Annotated in this window: 22 protein-coding genes; 7 read left to right on the top strand and 15 right to left on the bottom strand. The window is 37.1% G+C overall.

Features of this window, described 5'->3' with window-relative positions; genetic code table 11:
• Window positions 1-713: 713 nt before the first annotated feature.
• Together WC623_RS23240 and WC623_RS23245 are read right to left on the bottom strand one after the other, a co-directional pair.
• Window positions 714-1,073, bottom strand: coding sequence for a CoA-binding protein (locus WC623_RS23240; protein ID WP_372855686.1), 360 nt, complete (start codon window positions 1,071-1,073; stop codon window positions 714-716).
• A 104-nt stretch (window positions 1,074-1,177) separates the two neighbouring features.
• The gene (locus WC623_RS23245) at window positions 1,178-2,719 is read right to left on the bottom strand and encodes an NAD(P)/FAD-dependent oxidoreductase (RefSeq protein WP_372855688.1); all 1,542 of its coding nucleotides are present in this window, start codon (window positions 2,717-2,719) and stop codon (window positions 1,178-1,180) included.
• 591 nt (window positions 2,720-3,310) lie between these two features.
• On the opposite strand from WC623_RS23245, the gene WC623_RS23250 reads away from it, so the two are divergent.
• The 4 genes from WC623_RS23250 (at window position 3,311) to WC623_RS23265 (ending at window position 5,752) form a co-directional block, all read left to right on the top strand.
• A complete protein-coding gene (locus tag WC623_RS23250; RefSeq protein ID WP_372855690.1) occupies window positions 3,311-3,892 on the top strand; it encodes a LemA family protein in 582 nt (193 codons plus the stop codon).
• Window positions 3,893-3,973: 81 nt separating this feature from the next.
• Window positions 3,974-4,417, top strand: a complete 444-nt coding sequence (locus WC623_RS23255; RefSeq protein ID WP_372855881.1) for a TPM domain-containing protein — start codon at window positions 3,974-3,976, stop codon at window positions 4,415-4,417.
• A 3-nt stretch (window positions 4,418-4,420) separates the two neighbouring features.
• Window positions 4,421-5,191: a YgcG family protein gene (locus WC623_RS23260; RefSeq protein WP_372855692.1), complete on the top strand. Its 771-nt coding sequence runs from the start codon at window positions 4,421-4,423 to the stop codon at window positions 5,189-5,191.
• Between the two features lie 12 nt (window positions 5,192-5,203).
• Entirely contained in the window at window positions 5,204-5,752 is a 549-nt protein-coding gene (locus WC623_RS23265; RefSeq protein ID WP_372855694.1) for an NUDIX hydrolase, read from the top strand.
• A gap of 72 nt (window positions 5,753-5,824) precedes the next feature.
• On the opposite strand, the gene dnaA is transcribed toward WC623_RS23265, so the two are convergent.
• From dnaA to WC623_RS23280, 3 genes are all read right to left on the bottom strand, one after another.
• Window positions 5,825-7,255, bottom strand: a complete 1,431-nt coding sequence (gene dnaA / locus WC623_RS23270; RefSeq protein WP_372855696.1) for a chromosomal replication initiator protein DnaA — start codon at window positions 7,253-7,255, stop codon at window positions 5,825-5,827.
• A gap of 194 nt (window positions 7,256-7,449) precedes the next feature.
• Window positions 7,450-8,997 (bottom strand): methylmalonyl-CoA mutase, encoded by a 1,548-nt coding sequence (locus WC623_RS23275; RefSeq protein WP_372855698.1) that lies wholly within the window; start codon window positions 8,995-8,997, stop codon window positions 7,450-7,452.
• 2 nt (window positions 8,998-8,999) lie between these two features.
• On the bottom strand, window positions 9,000-9,530 hold the full coding sequence (locus tag WC623_RS23280) for a hypothetical protein (protein ID WP_372855700.1): 531 nt from the start codon (window positions 9,528-9,530) through the stop codon (window positions 9,000-9,002).
• A 107-nt stretch (window positions 9,531-9,637) separates the two neighbouring features.
• On the opposite strand from WC623_RS23280, the gene WC623_RS23285 reads away from it, so the two are divergent.
• A complete protein-coding gene (locus WC623_RS23285) occupies window positions 9,638-9,991 on the top strand; it encodes a HesB/IscA family protein (RefSeq protein WP_372855702.1) in 354 nt (117 codons plus the stop codon).
• Window positions 9,992-10,077: 86 nt separating this feature from the next.
• Entirely contained in the window at window positions 10,078-11,310 is a 1,233-nt protein-coding gene (locus WC623_RS23290; RefSeq protein ID WP_372855704.1) for an ABC transporter permease, read from the top strand.
• A 56-nt stretch (window positions 11,311-11,366) separates the two neighbouring features.
• On the opposite strand, the gene rfbB is transcribed toward WC623_RS23290, so the two are convergent.
• From rfbB to WC623_RS23315, 5 genes are read right to left on the bottom strand one after another with little or no spacing between them, the layout of a single operon-like run.
• Window positions 11,367-12,416, bottom strand: coding sequence for a dTDP-glucose 4,6-dehydratase (gene rfbB / locus WC623_RS23295; protein ID WP_372855706.1), 1,050 nt, complete (start codon window positions 12,414-12,416; stop codon window positions 11,367-11,369).
• Window positions 12,417-12,445: 29 nt separating this feature from the next.
• Window positions 12,446-12,982, bottom strand: coding sequence for a hypothetical protein (locus WC623_RS23300; protein WP_372855708.1), 537 nt, complete (start codon window positions 12,980-12,982; stop codon window positions 12,446-12,448).
• Window positions 12,983-13,012: 30 nt separating this feature from the next.
• The gene (galE, locus tag WC623_RS23305; RefSeq protein ID WP_372855710.1) at window positions 13,013-14,035 is read right to left on the bottom strand and encodes a UDP-glucose 4-epimerase GalE; all 1,023 of its coding nucleotides are present in this window, start codon (window positions 14,033-14,035) and stop codon (window positions 13,013-13,015) included.
• A gap of 7 nt (window positions 14,036-14,042) precedes the next feature.
• On the bottom strand, window positions 14,043-15,032 hold the full coding sequence (locus tag WC623_RS23310; RefSeq protein ID WP_372855712.1) for a UDP-glucuronic acid decarboxylase family protein: 990 nt from the start codon (window positions 15,030-15,032) through the stop codon (window positions 14,043-14,045).
• Window positions 15,032-16,342 carry a UDP-glucose/GDP-mannose dehydrogenase family protein gene (locus WC623_RS23315; RefSeq protein ID WP_372855714.1) on the bottom strand — a complete coding sequence of 437 codons (1,311 nt, stop codon included), beginning with the start codon at window positions 16,340-16,342 and terminating at the stop codon, window positions 15,032-15,034. The genes WC623_RS23310 and WC623_RS23315 overlap by 1 nt, the downstream gene beginning before the upstream one ends.
• Before the next feature lie 63 nt (window positions 16,343-16,405).
• On the opposite strand from WC623_RS23315, the gene WC623_RS23320 reads away from it, so the two are divergent.
• On the top strand, window positions 16,406-17,629 hold the full coding sequence (locus WC623_RS23320) for a 3-deoxy-D-manno-octulosonic acid transferase (protein WP_372855716.1): 1,224 nt from the start codon (window positions 16,406-16,408) through the stop codon (window positions 17,627-17,629).
• On the opposite strand, the gene hemH is transcribed toward WC623_RS23320, so the two are convergent.
• From hemH to WC623_RS23345, 5 genes are all read right to left on the bottom strand, one after another.
• Window positions 17,616-18,632: a ferrochelatase gene (hemH, locus tag WC623_RS23325; RefSeq protein ID WP_372855718.1), complete on the bottom strand. Its 1,017-nt coding sequence runs from the start codon at window positions 18,630-18,632 to the stop codon at window positions 17,616-17,618. The two genes, WC623_RS23320 and hemH, sit on opposite strands and share 14 nt — an antisense overlap.
• Before the next feature lie 91 nt (window positions 18,633-18,723).
• Complete coding sequence (locus WC623_RS23330; protein WP_372855720.1) at window positions 18,724-19,578, bottom strand: 4-hydroxy-3-methylbut-2-enyl diphosphate reductase; 855 nt, start codon at window positions 19,576-19,578, stop codon at window positions 18,724-18,726.
• Window positions 19,579-19,630: 52 nt separating this feature from the next.
• Complete coding sequence (locus WC623_RS23335) at window positions 19,631-20,608, bottom strand: glycosyltransferase family 2 protein (protein WP_372855722.1); 978 nt, start codon at window positions 20,606-20,608, stop codon at window positions 19,631-19,633.
• A gap of 19 nt (window positions 20,609-20,627) precedes the next feature.
• Window positions 20,628-21,137: a phosphoribosyltransferase family protein gene (locus tag WC623_RS23340; RefSeq protein ID WP_349786403.1), complete on the bottom strand. Its 510-nt coding sequence runs from the start codon at window positions 21,135-21,137 to the stop codon at window positions 20,628-20,630.
• 165 nt (window positions 21,138-21,302) lie between these two features.
• Complete coding sequence (locus WC623_RS23345; RefSeq protein ID WP_372855724.1) at window positions 21,303-21,707, bottom strand: hypothetical protein; 405 nt, start codon at window positions 21,705-21,707, stop codon at window positions 21,303-21,305.

Raw genomic sequence — 21,707 nt, forward strand, 5'->3', positions numbered from 1 at the left:
CAACGTTTCAATCTTGTTATTCTTATTATCAAACTCCGTTTGATAAACCCGTTCTGTTTGGGATTGCAAAGGTAGAAATCTTTTTGGTAGTTGCAAAGTTTTTTAAAACTTTTTTTCTTTTTATTTTCCGTCGGTTTTAAACGACTCAAAGAAATTACCAATCTCTACGCTCAACTACTCAAATCATCCTTCTCTATATCCTTTTCTCTGTTTCCCTTCCTCCGAAGCGGGATGCAAAAGTAGGAAAATATTATAAACCCACAAACATATATCCACTATTATTTGCATTTATTTCATAACTCGCTAATCCACAAGTAGAAAAATTAAACAGCCATTCAACCAGCTTTCTAAAAGGATCGAAAACAAACCAAATAAGACAATAAAGACTACTTAATTACAGGATAACAACAGGATGATTACAGGGTTGCGCTACCCTTGAGCTACCCTTAAACTACCCTTGCACTACCGTTGAAATACCCCTAAGGTAGCCTAACCCTATCGCAAGGGTAGCTCAAGGGTAGCGCAACCTAGTTTTCAGATAGTGATCAGACTGTAATCATACCGTAATTATAAGCATAGCTGATACCACTAAAGCTGGACAAAAACTGTGAAAAAGTGGAAAAACACCCCGTGATAGATCTTAGTCAGAGAGAAATGAAACTGACAACAGATAGAAGGATAAGCAATTGTTTGGAGGAAAGAATAACCAGGTTCTAATATTGTCCTGTAGACAATAGTACCAATGTGCAAGCCTCAATAGGCTCAATACCATTTGAGGTTAGTAAGTTTTCCAATTCTGCGTTTTCTGTTCCGGGATTAAATACTACCCGCTTAGGATTTGTTTCCAGTATATAATCATAATACTGCGACTGTAAATGAGGACCTATATATAGGGTTATTGTATCAATGTCTTTGTGTATTCTTCCAGGGCTTTCAATTTCGACACCTGCAACAGCTCCTTTCTTTATTCCTACATTGACAATATTATGTCCTTTTTCTGTAAGCATATGAGCTGCGCGATAAGCATAACGCTCAGGATTTGGGCTTGCCCCAATTATTAAAGTCTTTTTCAAATCTTATAATTTATATAAATAGCAGTTCCAAAAGAGCCTGTTATTATTATAAATAACAAAGGTTCTTTTCATGAATAACAATAATAATATCAATCTGGTTTTTCCTAAATAGCTTTTAGAACAGCGTTCGCACAGTTAATCCCATCTATGGCTGCTGATACAATCCCCCCCGCATAACCAGCGCCTTCAGCACATGGGAACAGACCCTTGACCTGCGGATGCTGAAATGTCTCACGATCTCTAGGTACCCGAACTGGAGAGGATGTCCTACTCTCTACCCCGACCAAAATAGCCTCATTGGTATAGTAACCTCGCATCTTTTTCCCAAATACAGGTAACGCATTTTTTAAGCTTGAAGCAACAAAATCAGGCAAGGTATCTTTTAGCATTATACTCTTCGTACCTGGCAAATACGAATTCTTTGGAAGATCTATAGAAAGTCTCCCTTCAACAAAATCAATCATACGTTGCGCAGGAGCCACTAAATTCCCTCCCCCTAATCGAAAAGCCCCTTGTTCAATCTGTGCTTGAAAATGCATCATCCTTAGTGGATCATCGCCCTTTACATCCTCCAGGTTAACCTGAACCACGGTGCCTGAATTTGCAAATGGATTATTTCTTTTAGATGGAGACCATCCGTTAACTACAATTTCATTTTCATAAGTAGCGCAAGGAGCAATAATTCCACCAGGACACATACAAAATGAAAACACTCCCCTATTACCAACCTGCTCAACTAAACTATAATAAGCAGGCGGCAAAAATTCACTTCGGGTGTCACAATGATATTGAGCTGCATCAATGATTGCCTGTGGATGTTCTATTCTAACGCCCAATGCAAAAGGCTTTGCTTCTACCAAAATTCCTTTATGATGAAGCAGTTCGTAAATATCACGAGCTGAATGCCCAGTAGCCAAAATGACAGCATCAGCAAACAACTTATGCTCATTATTAACCTCCACTCCTTTTACCTTTCCAAAATCGATTAGTATATCTGTTACTTTTTGATCAAAATGGACTTCACCACCGGCATTTAAAATAGTTTCTCTAATTGAAGTTATGATCTGTGGTAACTTATTAGTGCCAATATGTGGACGCGCGTCAACTAAAATATCTTCTGACGCTCCATGCTGTACAAATGCCTGTAACACTTTGTTAATATCACCGCGCTTGTTAGATCTCGTGTATAACTTTCCATCTGAATAAGTCCCAGCGCCACCCTCACCATAACAATAATTAGATTCAGTATTGACAACTCCCAGTTTATTAATAGCAGCAAGATCTCTTCTACGTTGTTTCACATCTTTTCCACGTTCTACAACAACAGGCTTTAATCCAGTTTCTATACATCGCAAGGCAGCAAATAATCCAGCAGGTCCTGCACCCACTATAATTACAGGTTTGGCATTACTGACATCCTGATAGTTAACATTGACAATTTCTGCCAAATTACTTTCATCAATAAATACTTTTACCTGTAGCCGGTAAATTACTTTTCTAGACCGGGCATCAATGGAGCGTTTCAGGATTTTATAATCCCTGATAAGTATTTCGTCTATTTTTAAGGCTGATGAAAGCTTTTCTTTGAGGATAGAGACAGACTCTATCTCTTCCGGAGCCATGGTAATTTCGATGTCCTTTTGCATAATTTAGGTCAGGTTTTTATCCTGAACAGCAACAAAGGTAGTGAATATTAGGAAAAACACCGATTTACAGGAAATTCTAAGCCACAAAAAAGCCAATCAAAATAGAGAGGCTTGATTGCGAATAACAGAGTATTCAACTCCTACTCCTAAAATTTCTTTGAGCGCCTCTTAACGCTAGATTAAGGTATTCCTTATGTTGCATTTGACAGGTCAGCACTAGCAATATTGTCAGTTCCTTTTCATCCTTAAATTAAAAGAAAACGTATCTAAAACGTTACTTTCCTAAATCGGAAAACAATCAACCTTTTCATGATTTTATAATTCCTGAGAGTTATTATACCTATTTTCAAGGCAGTTGAAAGTTTTTCTTTGAGGATAGACACATATACAATTCCTTAGGGGCTATAGTAATTCCGATGTCCTTTTGCATAAATCTTGTCAGATTTTTATCTGCAACTGTAACAAAGGTACGAATATTGAGTTCTAATGTGTAAATTAACATCTATTAAGCTGGAGATAAAACAGCTAATAAAAAACATGAGGCTCAATAAAGAAAGCTTCATTAGCAACGAAAATTAAAAAAAGATAAAAATGAAAAAAAGATTATTAACAATAGTAGGAGCTTTAGCTCTTGTAGTAAGTATGAGTGGATGTGGCTACAACTCTATGGTTAGTTTAGATGAAGGCGTTAAGGCGAAATGGAATCAGGTTGAAACCCAATACCAACGTCGTTCTGATTTGATTCCGAATTTAGTAAACACTGTTAAAGGTGCTGCAAAATTTGAGCAAAGCACTTTAACAGCCGTTACAGAAGCGAGAGCAAAAGCTACGCAAGTTACTGTTGATCCAGATAAATTAACTCCGGAAAATATTGAAAAATTCCAGGCTGCACAAGGCCAGGTTAGTCAGGCTTTAGGTCGTTTGATGATGATCACTGAAAACTACCCTCAATTAAAAGCGACTGAGCAATTTAGAGATGTTTCTGCTGAACTTGCAGGAACAGAAAACAGAATTGCTGTTGCACGTAAAGACTTTAATGAGGCTGTACAGACTTACAACACAAAGGTAAGGTCATTCCCTACAAACCTTACAGCTGGGTTATTTGGCTTTAAACAAAAAACTGGCTTCAAAGCAGAAGCTGGAGCTGAGAAAGCCCCGAAAGTAGAATTCTAATATCCCCTAACAACATTTAAGGGTAATGTGTGTTTTATCATAAAACATTCATTACCCTTATTCATATTGAGTAATCCTATCATGGGCATATTTACAGAACAAGACCAGGAGTTAATTGCAAACGCAATTTCGGATGCTGAAAAAGCAACCTCTGGCGAAATAAGAATAGCTGTTGAGAAACACTGCAAGGGTGACACATTCGATAGAGCAACAGCTTATTTTTCGAAATTAGGTATGGACAAGACTGCCAAACACAACGGAGTTTTAATTTACCTTGCTTATGAAGATCATAAGTTCGCGATTATTGGCGACAAAGGAATTAATAGAGTGGTGCCTGTAGATTTTTGGGAAACGACCCAAACTGCGATGAAAGCACATTTTTCTGGAGGAAATATAGTACAAGGAATAATAGCAGGCATTATGTTGGCTGGAGAAAAGCTTGCTCTGTACTTCCCTTTTGAAGGAGATGACATTAATGAGCTTCCTAATGATATCATTTTTATGGATCAAGACAAAAATAAATAGGCGATGAAGAGAATAATCATAGCCCTATTACTGATCGTTCTTTCCGCAACTGGTTATGCCCAGGACTTTCCTGCTAAACCAAATAAGCTCGTTAACGATTACACAGGAACACTTTCGGCTGCTGAAATTCAGCAATTAGAACAAAAACTCGTAGCATTTGATGACTCCACCTCTATACAGGTGGCCATAGCAGTATTAAAATCTGTTGGCGAGTATGACATCAATGATTATGCACTCCAACTCGGTAGAGCTTGGGGAGTGGGCACCAAAGGCAAAGACAATGGAGTAATGATTGTCGTAGCTCTTGGAGACAGGAAGATTTCGATACAAACGGGATACGGCGTTGAGGGTGTTTTACCAGATATGTATACCCGGAGAATTATTGAAAATGATATTAAGCCTTATTTTAAATCTGGGAATTACTATAAGGGTTTAGATGCAGGAACTGATGCCATTATTGCACTTAGCAAGGGAGAATATAAAAATGATCGCCCTAAGGCTGTAAAACGAGGTGGAGGTGCGGCAAGTGGACTTGTGGTTATTATTATTGTTATTGTCATCATCATCATCCTTAAAAAAGGTGGCGGCGGAGGCGGTGGCAGTCAAGTAATTGGAGGTCGTGGTGTTGCTGATGCTCTTTTCTGGAGCATGTTACTTGGCAGTGGCAGAGGTTCTGGCGGCGGAGGCTGGGGCGGCGGAAGCAGTGGCGGAGGCGGCTTCGGAGGCTTTGGCGGTGGAAGTTTTGGTGGTGGCGGAAGCAGTGGAAGTTGGTAACCTAATAAGCGCATGGAAATATTAAAATGGGAAAAGCTTTCGTCAAGATATCTTGTGAAAGAGAAATGGGCAACACTCAGAGTAGACACCTGTAAGCTGCAAAATGGCACCATCAAAGACGACTATTATGTTTTGGAATATCCTAACTGGGTTAATGCTATTGCTTTAACTACAGATAACAGGATAATTCTGGTCCGTCAGTACCGGCATGCAGCTGACATCGTTTCACTAGAAGTTCCAGGAGGTGTAATAGATGGGGACGAATCACCAGAATATGCAATCAGACGTGAACTTCTTGAAGAAACAGGCTACAGTTTTGAAAGTGCTGAACTTATTGCTACACTTTACCCAAATCCAGCAACAGCAATTAATGTAACTTACACTTACCTTTTAAAGGGAGGTACAAAAACTCATGAACAACACTTAGATGAACATGAAATTTTAAATGTGGAAGAATATAGCATTGATGAAGTTAAGCAATTACTTGCCGACAATAAAATAGACCAGGCATTGCATTGTTCTGCTCTGTTTTATGGATTAATGAAACTGGAAAAGCAATAATATCATCTTTAAGCAAGAAAGGCCGTTGAGTAACAGAACTCAACGGCCTTTCTTGCTTAAAATAAGCTTTTATCAACTCATTTTCAATTTCTTCTGGATATCATGTACATACCCTTTAAACTTCTTATCTGTGTCAATCAAATCCTCTACTGTTTGACAAGCATAAATTACAGTAGAATGATCTCTTCCACCAAAAAAGGCTCCAATAGTTTTTAATGATGATTTAGTATGGCTTTTTGAAAGATACATAGAGATTTGACGTGCCTGAACAATTTCCCTTTTCCGGGTCTGAGACTTCACCATATCTACAGGAACTTCAAAATACTCACATACCAGTTTCTGAATATACTCCATAGAAATTTCTTTCGATGTGTTCTTAATGAAGTTTTTTAGCATCTGCTTGGCCAATGCCAGGTCGATATCTTTTTTGTTTAGTGTTGATTGAGCCAGTAAAGAAACCATAGCTCCTTCAAGCTCTCTAACATTATTATCTATGTTATGCGCAACATATTCTACAACTTCTGAAGGCAACTCAATACCATCAGCATACATTTTCTTTCGAAGGATTGCAATCCTGGTTTCCAGATCAGGAACTTGCAGATCTGCAGACAGCCCCCACTTGAAACGACTCAGCAAACGCTCCTCTAAGCCTGCCAGATCCTTTGGAGCTTTATCTGATGACAAGATCACCTGTTTACCCGACTGATGTAAGTGATTAAAGATATGGAAGAAAATATCCTGAGTTTTCTCCTTACCCGCAAAATTATGTACATCATCCATAATGATTACATCCATTGCCTGATAAAAATTAACGAAGTCATTGATTGTGTTATTCTTCAATGAATCTACAAACTGCTGGCAAAACTTCTCACAAGAAACATAGATCACCAGTTTATCAGGCATATTTCTTTTAATCTCATTACCAATTGCCTGAGCAAGATGTGTTTTACCCAATCCTACGCCACCATATATCATCAAAGGATTAAATGATGTACCTCCGGGCTTTGCAGCCACTGCGTAGCCCGCAGACCGTGCCAGACGATTACAATCTCCCTCAATGTAATTCTCAAATGTGTAATTAGCATTTAATTGAGGATCTACATTCAGTTTTTTTAATCCAGGGATAATAAAAGGGTTTTTAATGTCTTTATTAATTGATACCGGAATCGGCATGGATTGTCTTTTTGCTTCTGCCCCATTTCCATTACTCGGCATATTGGTCGTATATGGCGATCCGCTATTCGATGATTTATCTACAACAATATTATACTCTAATCTTCCCTCATCTCCCAACTGCTTTTTAACGGTCTTTCTAAGCAGGCCTACATAATGCTCTTCCAGCCATTCATAAAAAAATAAACTCGGTACTTGTATCGTTAAAACTTTGCCATCCAACTTAAGTGCAGATATGGGCTCAAACCATGTTTTGAAACTTTGAGCCGGAATATTATCCTTAATAATCTGGAGACAGTTTTTCCATACTTCAGTACAAGTTTTTTCCATTGTCATAGCTATAATTTATTGGTTTACAGTAACGATGAGCGTATAAATATTACGGCCTTTCGAGAGATCGAATATTCAAAAAATTATCAACAAAAAAAACTTAATTTTCAATTATTTGGTAAGTGCTTATACTGCAATAGTATACCCCGATTAACCTCAATTTTTTATGTGGATAACTATTTATTAACGTAATTTTAATATTCTCCAAAAACGTTCCTCAACACATCGGCAATTTCTCCAAGTGTAGCGTATTCTTCTACAGCCGACAGAATGAACGGCATTAAGTTGTCAGTATTTTTAGCGGCTTCACTCAAATTTAAGAGTGCTTTCTTTACAGCTTCATTATTTCGTTCGGATTTTAATTTTTGCAGCTTATCACTTTGTATAGCTCTAATAGATTCATCAATGGTAAAGACATCGTTTATCCCCTCCTTTTCCTGGGTAAATTTGTTTACACCAACAATTATTCTTGTCGCCTCCTCAACTTCCACCTGGTAATCATAAGCCGACGCTGCAATTTCATTTTGTATATAACCATTTTCGATGGCATTAACAGAACCACCCATGGCATCAATTTTATCAATATATAATTGTGCAGCAGTTTCTATTTCATCTGTAAGGTTTTCAACAAAAAATGAACCAGCCAAAGGATCAACAGTGTCAGTCACTCCACTTTCAAATGCAATGACCTGTTGAGTACGTAAAGCAATTTTTGCAGCAGCTTCAGTAGGCAATGATAATGCCTCGTCGTACCCATTGGTATGTAACGATTGTGTACCTCCTAAAACTGCAGCCATTGCCTGATTAGTTACCCTAATCACATTATTTAAAGGCTGCTGAGCGGTAAGCGTTGAACCTCCTGTTTGAGTATGAAAACGCAACATTTGTGCCTTTACATCTGTAGCTCCCAGATCCTTGGTGATTTTAGCCCACATCCTCCTGGCAGCTCTAAACTTAGCAATCTCTTCAAAAAAATTATTGTGACAATTAAAAAAGAATGATAAACGCTTGGCAAACACATTAATATCCAGCCCTTTTTCAAGAGCAGCATTCAGATAAGCTTTTCCATTAGCTAATGTAAAAGCCAACTCCTGTACTGCGGTAGAACCAGCCTCCCTGATATGATATCCCGAAATTGAAATTGTATTCCATTTAGGCACCTCCTTACTACAGTATTCAAAAATATCTGTAATAATTCGCATCGAATGCTTAGGTGGATAAATATACGTACCCCTCGCTGCATACTCTTTTAAAATATCATTTTGAATCGTTCCGGAAATCTCTCTGATGTCTGCTCCTTGTTTTTTTGCCAAGGCAATATACATTGCTAATAAAATAGATGCAGTTGAATTAATTGTCATTGATGTGGTAATCTTTTGTAACTCAATCCCATCAAACAATATTTCCATATCTTTTAATGAATCGATGGCCACTCCAACTTTCCCAACCTCTCCTTCTGACATTTCGTGATCTGAATCATAACCTATCTGAGTAGGCAGATCAAAAGCTACAGAAAGCCCCATTGTACCTTGTTTTAACAAGTAATGATAGCGTTTATTTGATTCCTCAGCAGTAGAAAATCCAGCATACTGCCGCATAGTCCATAGCCGTCCCCGATACATATCTTTCTGAATACCTCTGGTATAAGGAAACTCACCTGGTTCTTCAACAGGCCTGTTTAACTTGGTGTAGACTTCTTTTATTTCAATACCTGATGTTGTGGTAAATTTCTTATTGCTCATATCTAAAACAACTGATGAATATCTTTTTTAATCAAATCCAATGTCAAATCGTACGGATTGGTTTCAATGCTTGCCATATGCTGCAAAACTTTCCTACTCAAATCTACTCCACTTGCATCAGCTGGCAAACTCTTCACTCCATTATTTATCATGGCAATAGTATCGTCTTTTAATTTCTTTACCACATTCCAGGTAGCCGCACTGATATACAACTGCTGCGTAATGTTATGCTGATATTCTGATCTGATTTCAATAAGTACTGTGGCCTGAAGTTCAGCCAATGAAATTCCCTGTTGATGAACCCTAATAAAAAGATTTAAAGGATTGATCCGGTCAATAAAAACGATTAAACGTTCATGAGCTTGTAGCCGTAATGACAACAAAGGACTTTCTTTATCCTTTTGCTGTTCTGAAAACTTCAACCTGAAATATGTTTTGATATCATCTTTTATAAGATAATATCCAGCAGCAACTGTTGTCACTCCCCCAACTACCAAAACACCTGCTTCAGTTAAAAATTTCTGTAAGTCCATTTCACTTTGTTTGAATACCGTAATAATTAATGGCAATGTCAACAAAAATGTACATTTTGATTTATATTTGCTCTATTAATAGATTTTTTAACGGCACACATAATAATATGAGTAATACTGTAGAGACTTCATTTGCCCCTGTAACTTTTACAGAAACAGCTGTAAAAGAACTTTTTAAATTGAAAGACCAACAAGAAATAGCTGAAGATTTTGGTTTACGTGTTGGTGTTGAAGGTGGAGGTTGCTCTGGAATGAACTATGTTCTGGGTTTCGACCAAAAGAAAGATGGTGATCAGGAATTCATCATTGATGGAATTAAAGTGTTCATGCACAAAGCTCATCAGATGTATTTGATGGGAATGCAGGTTGACTGGCAAGATGGACTCAATTCAAGAGGATTCACTTTCAGTAACCCTAATGCATCCAGCACTTGTGGCTGTGGCACCAGCTTTTCAGTATAAAATAGATTGTACATTGTAACATTATTATAAGTCCTGTTGTCTTAACAACGGGATTTTTATTTTAGCACCTGATTTAGCCGCCAAGAATGACTTATACTGAGAATATAAAGCTAGCCCTTCAGTCGATAACTGCTAATCGGTTGCGTACAATGCTTACAGCATTAATCATCGCCATAGGCCTATCAGCTCTTGTTGGCATTTTAACTACACTTGATGCAGTAAAGAAAAGTATGACTGAAGCATTCTCCAGTATGGGTGCGAATTCTTTTAATATCAGGAACCGTGGAACAGGTATTCGAATTGGTGGATCCGGTCATAGACCGAAGCCTTTCAAATCAATTCGTTATGAAGATGCCATAGCCTTTAAAGAAAGACTTAACACACCTGCAAAAGTAGCAGTAAGTGTTATGGCTACTGGTGGGGCAACGGCAAAATACGGAACTGAAAAAACAAACCCCAACATCAATATTCAAGGTATTGACGAAAATGGATTAAATTCACAAGGGCTTGAACTAGCTCTGGGACGGAACTTCAATCTTGCAGAAATCCAATCAGGAAATAACATCTGTATTATAGGCAATGAAATCAGTGAGAAATTGTTCAAAAAAGAATCCCCGATAGACAAAGTAATAAATGTTGGAAATAGTCGGTTAAAAGTTGTTGGCGTATTGGTTTCCAAAGGACAAAGCATGGGCTTTAGTGGCGACCGATCAGTATATGTTCCATTATTGAAAGCAAAATTGATCAACTCAAATGCCAATCCTTCTTATACCATTACTGTTATGGTTCCAGCTAACACTGTCATAGATAATATAATTGGTGAAGCCACTTCTGAATTTAGAAATATTCGTAAAATAAGAGTAACAGAACCCAATAATTTTGAAATCACTAAAAGTGATGCAATGGCACAGACATTGTTTGAACAATTAAATTATATAGTTTGGGGAGGAATTGCGATTGGTGTAATTACTCTAATGGGAGCTTCAATTGGCTTAATGAATATTATGCTGGTCTCTGTAACAGAGCGAACCCGGGAAATCGGTATTAGAAAGGCAATAGGCGCAAACCCTGCCGTGATACGCAAACAGTTTTTGTTAGAAGCAGTAATGATTTGCATGATTGGAGGCGCATTTGGTATATTTTTGGGAATAGCAATTGGCAACCTGATTTCGTTAAGTATGGGAGGCACTTTCATTATCCCATGGGAATGGATTTTCGGCGGCTTTGCACTGTGTGTGTTAGTAGGTATTGGCTCAGGATATTATCCGGCAAGAAAAGCTTCCAGATTAGATCCTGTAGAGGCTTTGAGGTATGAATAAAAAATAAGATCACATAAAAAAGCTCCTTAGTGCATCTAAGGAGCTTTTTTATGTGATTATCTTCCATGGTATTGTGTTTCGTAATATGCCTGATAATTTCCAGAGGTCACATTACTCAACCACTCTTCATTTTCAAGATACCAGTCTACAGTTTTTTCCAATCCTTCTTCAAATTGCAAACTTGGAACCCAGTTTAGTTTATTTTGCAGTTTAGAAGAATCGATAGCATAACGTAAATCATGCCCCGCTCTATCAGTAACAAAAGTAATGAGCTTCGCAGAGGTTCCTTTCTCACGACCAAGTTTTTCATCCATGATATTGCATAATAGATGAATCAAATCAATATTCTTCCATTCATTGTGCCCGCCTATATTATAAGTCTCCCCAGCTTTTGCTTCATGAAAAATCACATCAATAGCTCTCGCATGATCTTCTACCCAAAGCCAGTCGCGCACATTCTCTCCTTTTCCATATACAGGAACAGGTTGATTATTTTTAATATTATTTATAGCTAATGGAATCAACTTTTCAGGGAAATGATGAGAGCCATAATTATTTGAACAATTTGAAATCACTATATCAATACCATAAGTATCATGATAAGCTCTGACAAAATGATCGGAAGATGCTTTTGACGCAGAATAAGGGCTATGAGGATCATAAGATGTTTCTTCAGTAAACATACCTGTCTCACCTAAAGCACCATAAACTTCATCTGTAGATACATGATAAAACCTTTTGGAAGAATACTCTTCTTTCCAAAACTCCCTTGCTGCATTAAGCAGGTTTACAGTACCGATCACATTTGTCATTACAAAAGCACTTGGATCAGAAATTGACCTATCTACATGAGATTCAGCTGCCAAATGGATAACGGCATCAAATCTTTCACTCTGAAAGAGATCATTAATTTGTACGGCATCAGTAATATCTGCTTTAACAAACCTATAATTCGGCTTTTCTTCAATATCAGTTAAGTTCGCCAGGTTTCCAGCGTAAGTAAGTTTATCAAGATTTACGATCTCATATTGAGGATACTTATTTACAAATCTCCTAACAACGTGAGAACCGATAAAACCAGCACCACCTGTAATTAATATTTTCATTGGTATCTATTGTTTTTCTATTAGTAGTCTTATAATTGTTCTGGTAAACCCAGTGTTTTTGCTATCGTGGCAGTTTTATTCTTATAAACCTTCTCCAAAAGTTTATTCAGATCAGCTTGAAGATCAAATTGCAAATCTTCATGCATTTTATAGTACTTAGTTAAAACTGAAGCAATGGTTTTCACAAAATAAACGGTTAGTTTCTCATTAAACTTATAAAGAGATGAGTAGACGCTTTCATCAAAATCAATTGGAATCCTGTTAAGTAACTGAATTCTCAACTCCATTTCGCTATTCAAATCCTTAGTTACCTTTACATGATGGTTGATACTTCCATTCAGTTTTCGCATTTTAAGCAGTGAATCTTTAGAATTAGGCCTTTTTGCATTTAGTAACTCAGCAATACCCTCGACTATTAACTGCTGCAATTCCTCCTGTCTTCTCAACAGATCATGTTCATCCTCCATTAACTTAAAATGAAGATGTTCAGTTAAAACCTTGTCTTTTGCAATTAATCTGAGCAAGAGCTTATCCTTTTCCTTTTCAGGAAGGGACTTTATTTCCATTTTTAGCTCCTTGTGCTCACTTAATAACATTTAAAATGGATTATCCTGTAAATATTGTTCCCATTTCCATGCTGATGACATCATTTCTTTCAGATCAAGCTCTGCTTTCCAGCCCAGTTCATTTGAAGACTTTGTAACATCACCCCATACTTTCTCTATATCACCTTCTCTTCTAGCACCGATGGTATAGTTCAGTTTAACACCAGTTGACTGCTCAAAAGCATCAATAATCTGAAGTACAGAAGATCCTTTACCGGTACCAAGGTTAAACACTTCGTAATTGCTAATTGCTTTATCACTTTCCATGCGCTTAATTGCTGCCACATGTGCTTTAGCGAGATCAACTACATGTATATAATCTCTGATTGCACTGCCATCTGGAGTATCGTAATCATTCCCATAAACTGTGATTGGTCCACGTTTACCTATAGCAGATTGCGTAATAAATGGAACCAGATTTTGTGGAACTCCAATTGGCAATTCTCCAATTAAAGCAGTATGGTGCGCACCTACAGGATTAAAATAACGCAAAGAGGTTACTTTAAGCGAAGGCGTTACAGTACAAGTTTCTTGCAAAATCTCTTCGGCAATCTGTTTTGTGTTACCATAAGGTGATTCTGCTTTTTTAGTAGGTGCACTTTCAGTTACAGGTAACACATCAGGCTGACCATAAACTGTGCAAGAAGATGAAAACACCAAACTGATCTTACTATCAAAAGCATTGATCAGATTAATCAGCGAATAAAAATTATTTCTGTAATATTTTAACGGATGTTGTACCGATTCCCCTACAGCTTTAAATGCAGCAAAATGAATTACACCACTGATATCATTGTGTTTTAAAACAAAGTCTTTTACTTTTCCCTCATCACACAAATCAAGCTCAACAAATTCAGGTTTAACACCCGTAATTGTTTCCAGCTGCTGTAATATTTTTGGATTAGAATTTGAAAAATCATCAACAATAACAACTTCATATCCTGCATTATGCAATTCAACAACGGTATGAGAACCAATAAAACCAGTTCCTCCGGTTACTAATATTTTAGACATCTTTTTATTAACGGTTATATCCTGTAAAATCTTTATGTTCTTTATTGGTCAACGCATCCTCGGGTAGAGATTTAAAGTATTCATAAGTAATTTTCAATCCCTCTGCTCTACTTACTTTAGGTTCCCAACCTAAAATAGCTCGTGCTTTTGTAATATCTGGTCGTCTTTGCTTTGGATCATCAACAGGAAGATCTCTCAAAACCAATTTCTGACTTGTTCCCGTAAGCTTTATAATTTCTTCACCAAACTGTTTAATGGTAATCTCATCTGGGTTTCCAATATTTACAGGCAAAGCGTAATCACTATGCAATAATCTATATATACCTTCAATTAAATCATCAACGTAGCAGAAAGAACGGGTTTGAGAACCGTCACCAAATACAGTTAAATCTTCACCCCTTAAAGCTTGTCCGATAAAAGCCGGCAACACCCTTCCGTCGTTTAGTCGCATTCTTGGTCCATAAGTATTAAAAATTCTTACAATTCGAGTTTCCAAGCCATGAAAAGTATGATAAGCCATTGTCATTGCTTCCTGAAAACGTTTCGCCTCATCATAAACTCCTCTTGGACCTACGGGGTTTACATTACCCCAGTATTCTTCAGGCTGTGGGTTTACATTTGGGTCACCATAAACTTCTGAAGTAGAAGCAATCAGCATTCTTGCTTTCTTATTTTTAGCTAAACCTAGCAGGTTGTGAGTTCCCAAAGAACCTACTTTTAATGTCTGAATAGGAATTTTTAGATAGTCTATCGGACTTGCTGGTGAAGCGAAGTGCAGAATATAATCAAGCTCCCCTGCTACATAAACAAATTTTGAAACGTCATGATGAGAAAACTCAAAGTTTTCCAATCCGAATAAATGTTGAATATTCTGGAGATCACCTGTGATCAGGTTATCCATTCCGATTACATGATAATCTTCTTTAATAAACCTGTCGCATAAATGCGAACCTAGAAAACCGGCTGCTCCGGTAATTAATACTCTTTTACGTTTCATTAATTTATAAGCTTACGGCCAACACTGTTATAATAATATCCCAATTCAATCATCTTTTGAAGATCATATAAATTACGTCCGTCAAAAATGACCTTATTACTCATACTTTCTTCCATTCTTTCAAAATCAGGGTTCCTGAATACAGACCATTCTGTTGCAATCAATAAAGCATCTGCTTTCAGCAATGCATCATATTGATTTTCAGCATATGTGATTTTATCACCTACAATGTTTTTAACATTGTTCATTCCTTCAGGATCGTATGCAGTAACTGTAGCACCATGCTTAACCAATTCATCTATGATATACAATGCAGGAGCCTCCCGAACATCGTCAGTCTCTGGTTTAAATGCCAGTCCCCATAGTGCAAAATGCTTGCCTTTCAGGTCGCCTTTGTAATATTTCAACAGCTTGTCTACCAATACCGTTTTCTGCTTTTCATTTACCTGCATTACTGAGGTTAAGATCTGGAAATCATAATCATGCTCTTCAGCAGATTTCGCCAAAGCCTGAACATCCTTAGGGAAACAGCTTCCTCCATAACCGATACCTGGGAACAAAAAGCGTTTACCAATTCTGGCGTCTGATCCAATTCCTCTACGTACTGCATCAACATCTGCCCCAACTACCTCACAAAGGTTTGCGACTTCATTCATAAAGGTGATTTTGGTTGCCAGGAATGAATTAGCTGCATATTTTGTTAGTTCTGAAGAACGCTCATCCATAAACAAGATTGGATTCCCTTGTCTAACATAAGGACCATAAAGCTCATTCATTAGTTTTTGTGCTCTTTCACTTTTCGTGCCGATAACTACCCTGTCAGGTTTCATGAAATCCTCAACGGCAACACCTTCACGTAAAAATTCAGGATTGGATACTACGTCAATTTCTACGTTAGTATTTTCAGTAAAAACAGCTTGTACTTTATCTGCTGTACCCACTGGAACGGTAGATTTATTGACAATAACTTTATAGTCGGTAACCAATTTCGAAATATCCTTAGCCGCTCCTAAAATATATGATAAGTCCGCAGCACCATCTCCTCCAGGAGGCGTAGGAAGGGCCATAAATATAATTTGCGCATCCTTAATTGCGTGTGCAAGATCAGTTGTAAATGTTAACCTGCCTTGTGCTATATTTCTGTGAAACAACACATCTAGTCCAGGTTCATAAATAGGAACCTGCCCGGCCTGCATTTGCTTAACCTTGGCTTCATTTATATCTACACAGATGACATCATTTCCTGTTTCAGATAAACATGTACCAGTAACTAACCCTACGTACCCAGTTCCAATAACTGCTATTTTCATATATTAATCCTGTTTTAATTATATTAAAGTATCTTCGGCTAAGATAATAAATAAACACAAAAAATGCTTTGGCTTTACAACATTGCAATTCGGCTTTACGGCTTAATAATCAGGATATTTTCAATTTTTAATACTAAAGCGTCCTTATTTATAAAAGGAAGACATCATATTTTTGAGCAGATCGCAAAGAAAATAAACCCCAACACACCACACATCTGGTTTCATTTTGCTTCTTTAGGCGAATTTGAACAAGGGCGACCTGTTTTAGAGCTATTAAAAGAACAATACCCCCAAAAAAGAATAGTAATAACTTTTTTTTCTCCTTCAGGCTATGAAATCAGAAAAAACTACCCTTTGGCTGACGGGATTTTTTACCTTCCGTTGGATACACGAGCAAATGCTCAAAAGCTCATTAGTGCTTTCAAACCTGAATTAGCCATTTTCACCAAATATGAATACTGGCATCATTATTTCAAGGAATTACATAATAAAAAAATCCCTTTACTGATCATATCTGGCATTTTTAGACCCAACCAGATATTTTTTAAACCTTATGGAGCTTTTCACAGAAAAATCCTTAGTTATGTAAGCCATTTCTTTGTTCAAAATGAAGAGAGTATTGCACTTTTAAAAAGCATAAACATACAAAATGCTACTTTAAGTGGGGATACAAGGTTTGACCGTGTTGCAGAAAATGCAGCGAAACCCAGACAGCTAAGTACAATCGAAAAGTTTTGCGGTGATGCCCCTGTCTTTATTGCTGGAAGCACCTGGCCGTCAGACGAACAACTTATTGCTTCAATTTCAAAAACACATCCTGACTGGAAGTTTATAGTAGCACCACATGAAATTGGCATTAACCATATTAATGAAATAGAAAAGCTATTCCCACACGGCATAAAATATTCAACATATGCGACTGCAGATCAAAAAAGCGACTCCGCACAAGTACTTATTATTGATAACATTGGAATGCTATCCAGTCTTTACGCTTATGGTAAAATAGCCTATATTGGTGGTGGATTCGGAGTTGGTATTCATAATACTTTAGAAGCTGCAGCATTTGGCCTACCTGTTATATTTGGTCCAAAATACGATAAATTTCAAGAGGCAAAAGATCTGATTCAAATCGGAGCAGCCAAAAGCATAATTAACCAGGAGGAGCTGGAGAAGGCTTTTACAGCACTTACAAAAACTCCAGAATACGGTTTAATTGCGAGTAATTATGTAAATTCAAAAACCGGCTCTACAGAACAAATTGTAAGGTATTTATCTAAATACCTTTAGACATATCAACCAAAGCCCTTATGAATTTCGGATCATCGTTTAAACTCTCAACAAGCTGTACATGCTCGCCACCCAATGCTTTAAACTCCTCCTGGTATTCAACTGTGATTTCGTAAATTGTTTCCAGACAATCAGCTACAAATGCAGGGCTAAATACTAAAAGTCTCTTTTTACCCTCAGCAGCAAGTTTCTTTAAAACATCACTGGTATAAGGCTGTACCCATGGTTCTTTACCTAATCGCGATTGGAAACAAACAGTATAATCTTCTCTGGCGATATTCAGTTTTGCAGCAAGCAACCTGGCGGTATCATGACCTTGTGCAGAATAACAAAACTTATTCGTATCGTTCATTGTGTCACAGCAGTTATCCTTTTTAAGACAAAAGCTACCTGTATGATCGCATTTTAACAATTGACGTTCTGGCAAACCATGGAAGCTGAACAACACATGATCAAAAGTTTCGGGTTTGTATTTCCTTGCATTTTCAGCAAAGGTATCCAGCATCAACTCATTATCGTGGAAAGAACTCACAAAACTGATGAATGGTATAGTTGCCCATTTACTAACCAACTCCATAACTAATTGCATCACAGAGCCAGTACTTGCAGAAGCATATTGAGGAAACAATGGTATAACTCTGATACTTTCTACGAGGCCAGCCTTCATCTTTTCAAGCGCTGATTCTATGGATGGGGATTGATAACGCATGGCCAGTTCTACATGGTAATCATCACCAAGTTGTTCCTGTACCAATGCGGCTTGTATTTTACTAAAGTATAGTAAAGGTGAGCCGTTCTCATCCCAGATTTCTTTGTAGAGTTTTGATGTTTTGGGGCTACGGAATGGAACAATAATACCTTTAACCAACAAAGTGCGCTTAAAAGCATTAATGTCGATAACACGTTCATCCATTAGAAACTGATCCAGATATTTACGGACATCTTTAACTTCCGGACTATCCGGAGTTCCTAAATTCACTAACAATACACCCTTTTTTCCCATAATATTCGCCAAAAATAACCATTCAAACCATTATTCTGTTTTATCAGCCAATGGAATCGGAATAATTACTTTCTAATGATGATCTGTTTTTTTAATATGACAACAATTCTGCTTTTACTTGCTCCATTAACCACATTGGAGTGGATGTAGCTCCACAAATTCCGACTTTATCATTCGGAGAAAACCAATTCTTATCAATTTCTTCAATGTTTGAGATAAAGTAGGATTGGTCATTATATTTTTTACACACATCGTACAGCACTTTTCCATTAGAAGATTTCTTTCCGGAAACAAAAAGGATTTTATCATAATTTGCAACGAACTTTTCAAGATCACCATATCTGTTAGATACCTGTCTGCAAATTGTATCATTGGCATTCACTTCATACCCTCTTGCAATCAGCTCATTCTTAATTTCGTAAAATCGATCAGTACTTTTAGTGGTCTGACTATACAAAGTGAACTTTGCAGGGAGTTCTACATTATCTAACTCTGCGATATCTTGAAAAACGATGGCCTTACCATCTGTCTGCCCTTGTAGACCGATAACTTCTGCATGCCCATGTTTTCCAAAAATCAAAATCTGCTCATCATCATCATGGGAATTCTTTATCCTATTCTGCAACTTCAATACAACCGGACACGAAGCATCGATCAGCGTCAGTTCATTTTCAAGCGCAAGCTGGTAAGTTGATGGTGCTTCACCATGGGCACGGATAAGCACTTTTTCTTTATGCAGATTATGTAACTGTTCATGATCTATGATGCGAAGCCCTTTATCAGTTAAGCGTTTCACTTCCTCATCGTTGTGAACAATATCACCAAGACAATACAAATAGTCTTCATGATCTAATATATCCTCTGCCATATCAATTGCATAAACCACTCCGAAACAAAAACCAGAGGCTTTATCTATTGCTACAGCTAAATCATAATTTTCAGGCATATTCTCTTTTATTGAACAACTGCAAAATTACGCAAATTCTGTATGATATCTATTACTTAGGTTTAATTGATGTCAGGGTTCTCCTTAAGACAGCACGAAACATCAATACAAAAAGAAAAAGCATTTGTAAAGGGTGGTACAATAGACCGTATAAAGGATTTTGTGAGGTCATAAACGCGATCATTAACCGAGACATAAAAATGAGTCCAGCAGGAAGTGTCAGCAAAACTGGTTCAAAAATGATTAACACAGCCAGTGTTCCGGGAACAACAAGCAAAACATAGATTAATGCAGCGATGCTATTATTAGAAAAATGCATTAATAATCCTTTAGAAAAGTTCCTAAAGTCTACCTGAGTAATCTCATTTTGTATAAACTTATTTGCTAGTAAAACCTCCGCTTTGAACTGCTGTTGTTTAGCCTGTTTTACAATCTCTGTTGCAGCAGGCAATACATCACTTATCTTGTCATTCCAAATCATCTGCTTATAATATTCTGCATCAAAAAATAAGCAATCGTTACTGCCAGCAGCAAAAACAGGGCTGTTGCTTAAACGCACTAACCTTAAAGGAAAGAGATTCAGCATTAAGAAATCATTAATGGGATATATACATTGAGCTAAAAACCCAGATGCATTATAAGTAGGGATGAGACTTAAAACAGCCAGATTAAAAACTTTCGTTCTAAAAATCAGATTGTTTAGTAAACCCTGATGTATGGTTATTCCTGGCGTGATGAACAAATAGTATTCCCCTGTAGCCTGTTCGATGAGCTTCGCAATACTCTCGTCGCGTTGTACAATTACCTCAATATTTTTGTACTCCTGGCGATCAATTGAATTAAACAGCTCGCTTACATCAATTTGGGATTCAGAAGATAAAACAATTATAGATACTTTATCAGTAAAGTGTTTACCATAATACCCCAACTTAGGATTTGACAGAAAATTAAATAGGGTTACGCAAAATCTAAGCGTAAGAAATAGTAGTACGACAGACACAAACATCATCATAACATTCATATCTGCCATAGGTATTACATTTAAAGTTTTAACTTAAATAAACTCGATCTTCTTCACCATCCACATCCATAATAACATCCACATGCTCCTTTAATACCGTTGCCATTTTCAGGCCTACATAATCAGTGGCAATAGGGAATATCTTATGGCTTCTATCAACCAACACTACAGTTCTGATTTTCTTATGTGGTGTATTTAAAAACACTCCTAAACCATAAGCCAGTGTTTTGCCACTATTCAATACATCATCAACAATAATGATGACTTGATTTTTCCAATGTTCTTCCCCTAAATCTGTACTGGCAACAAGTTTACTGTTTTTTCTATCTAGCTCAACCTTTAGCATAGTAATTTTCAGATCAGAAATTTCCGACAGCACTGTTTTCAACCTCAGTGCCAACTTATAGCCCCTATCCCAGATTCCTGCAAGTACAATTTCTTTTTCAGTAAGGTTATCCTCTAATATCTGATAAGCAATCCTGTTTATTTTCTGCTGTATCTGCTGTTTATCAAGAATGAGTAATTGAGATGTTGCCATTATTTGCCTTGTTTTATGCTACAAAAAGAACCATTTTAAGAATCAAATTCAAATATTTAAAATATTTTATGAATCTTGAGACCTTTCTGTCTTAGCGATGTCTAATCATTAGTTTTTACTAATCCTTATTCGTTTTTGACCGGACAAGGATTCTTATCTGATTATTTACTTTTTAACTTTATAAGGATAGTAAATAAAATTGGCTCCTTCGGGCACAATTACAAATACACACATATAATCTTCTGGTTTTTTATAGCTTTTTAAAAATAAAGCTTTCTTTTCAGGAGTTATAATTCCTTTCTCAACAAATTCTTCAAAGGTTGAGGCTTGCATGGTCCATTCGGTATTCAGTTCTTTTCGATCCAGAATTACCTCACCTATACTTACCGTATGTTGGTGGGCAATGAAAATAGGATTCTCTGAAATACCTTCAACAATAATTTCCATTGCAATCTCCTTTACTGAGTCTGCATACAACTCCAAATCCTTTTCCAGGCTAACCAATGGACTTTTGCTTTGTTGCTCCTTGCCTCCTTCTGGTTGTTGCGGCATTAATTCTTCTATATCCAT

It is taken from the genome of Pedobacter sp., assembly GCF_041645105.1.
Taxonomy (GTDB): domain Bacteria; phylum Bacteroidota; class Bacteroidia; order Sphingobacteriales; family Sphingobacteriaceae; genus Pedobacter.

Coding starts and splice junctions, on each gene's coding strand:
- WC623_RS23245 (WP_372855688.1), bottom strand. CDS start 2,719: ATGCAAAAGGACATCGAAATTACCATGGCTCCGGAAGAGATAGAGTCT.
- WC623_RS23320 (WP_372855716.1), top strand. CDS start 16,406: ATGCTTTGGCTTTACAACATTGCAATTCGGCTTTACGGCTTAATAATC.
- WC623_RS23290 (WP_372855704.1), top strand. CDS start 10,078: ATGACTTATACTGAGAATATAAAGCTAGCCCTTCAGTCGATAACTGCT.
- WC623_RS23330 (WP_372855720.1), bottom strand. CDS start 19,578: ATGCCTGAAAATTATGATTTAGCTGTAGCAATAGATAAAGCCTCTGGT.
- WC623_RS23310 (WP_372855712.1), bottom strand. CDS start 15,032: ATGAAACGTAAAAGAGTATTAATTACCGGAGCAGCCGGTTTTCTAGGT.
- hemH (WP_372855718.1), bottom strand. CDS start 18,632: ATGGGAAAAAAGGGTGTATTGTTAGTGAATTTAGGAACTCCGGATAGT.
- WC623_RS23340 (WP_349786403.1), bottom strand. CDS start 21,137: ATGGCAACATCTCAATTACTCATTCTTGATAAACAGCAGATACAGCAG.
- WC623_RS23315 (WP_372855714.1), bottom strand. CDS start 16,342: ATGAAAATAGCAGTTATTGGAACTGGGTACGTAGGGTTAGTTACTGGT.
- WC623_RS23255 (WP_372855881.1), top strand. CDS start 3,974: ATGGGCATATTTACAGAACAAGACCAGGAGTTAATTGCAAACGCAATT.
- WC623_RS23260 (WP_372855692.1), top strand. CDS start 4,421: ATGAAGAGAATAATCATAGCCCTATTACTGATCGTTCTTTCCGCAACT.
- WC623_RS23275 (WP_372855698.1), bottom strand. CDS start 8,997: ATGAGCAATAAGAAATTTACCACAACATCAGGTATTGAAATAAAAGAA.
- WC623_RS23285 (WP_372855702.1), top strand. CDS start 9,638: ATGAGTAATACTGTAGAGACTTCATTTGCCCCTGTAACTTTTACAGAA.
- WC623_RS23345 (WP_372855724.1), bottom strand. CDS start 21,707: ATGGATATAGAAGAATTAATGCCGCAACAACCAGAAGGAGGCAAGGAG.
- WC623_RS23335 (WP_372855722.1), bottom strand. CDS start 20,608: ATGGCAGATATGAATGTTATGATGATGTTTGTGTCTGTCGTACTACTA.
- WC623_RS23265 (WP_372855694.1), top strand. CDS start 5,204: ATGGAAATATTAAAATGGGAAAAGCTTTCGTCAAGATATCTTGTGAAA.
- galE (WP_372855710.1), bottom strand. CDS start 14,035: ATGTCTAAAATATTAGTAACCGGAGGAACTGGTTTTATTGGTTCTCAT.
- dnaA (WP_372855696.1), bottom strand. CDS start 7,255: ATGGAAAAAACTTGTACTGAAGTATGGAAAAACTGTCTCCAGATTATT.
- rfbB (WP_372855706.1), bottom strand. CDS start 12,416: ATGAAAATATTAATTACAGGTGGTGCTGGTTTTATCGGTTCTCACGTT.
- WC623_RS23250 (WP_372855690.1), top strand. CDS start 3,311: ATGAAAAAAAGATTATTAACAATAGTAGGAGCTTTAGCTCTTGTAGTA.
- WC623_RS23280 (WP_372855700.1), bottom strand. CDS start 9,530: ATGGACTTACAGAAATTTTTAACTGAAGCAGGTGTTTTGGTAGTTGGG.
- WC623_RS23300 (WP_372855708.1), bottom strand. CDS start 12,982: ATGGAAATAAAGTCCCTTCCTGAAAAGGAAAAGGATAAGCTCTTGCTC.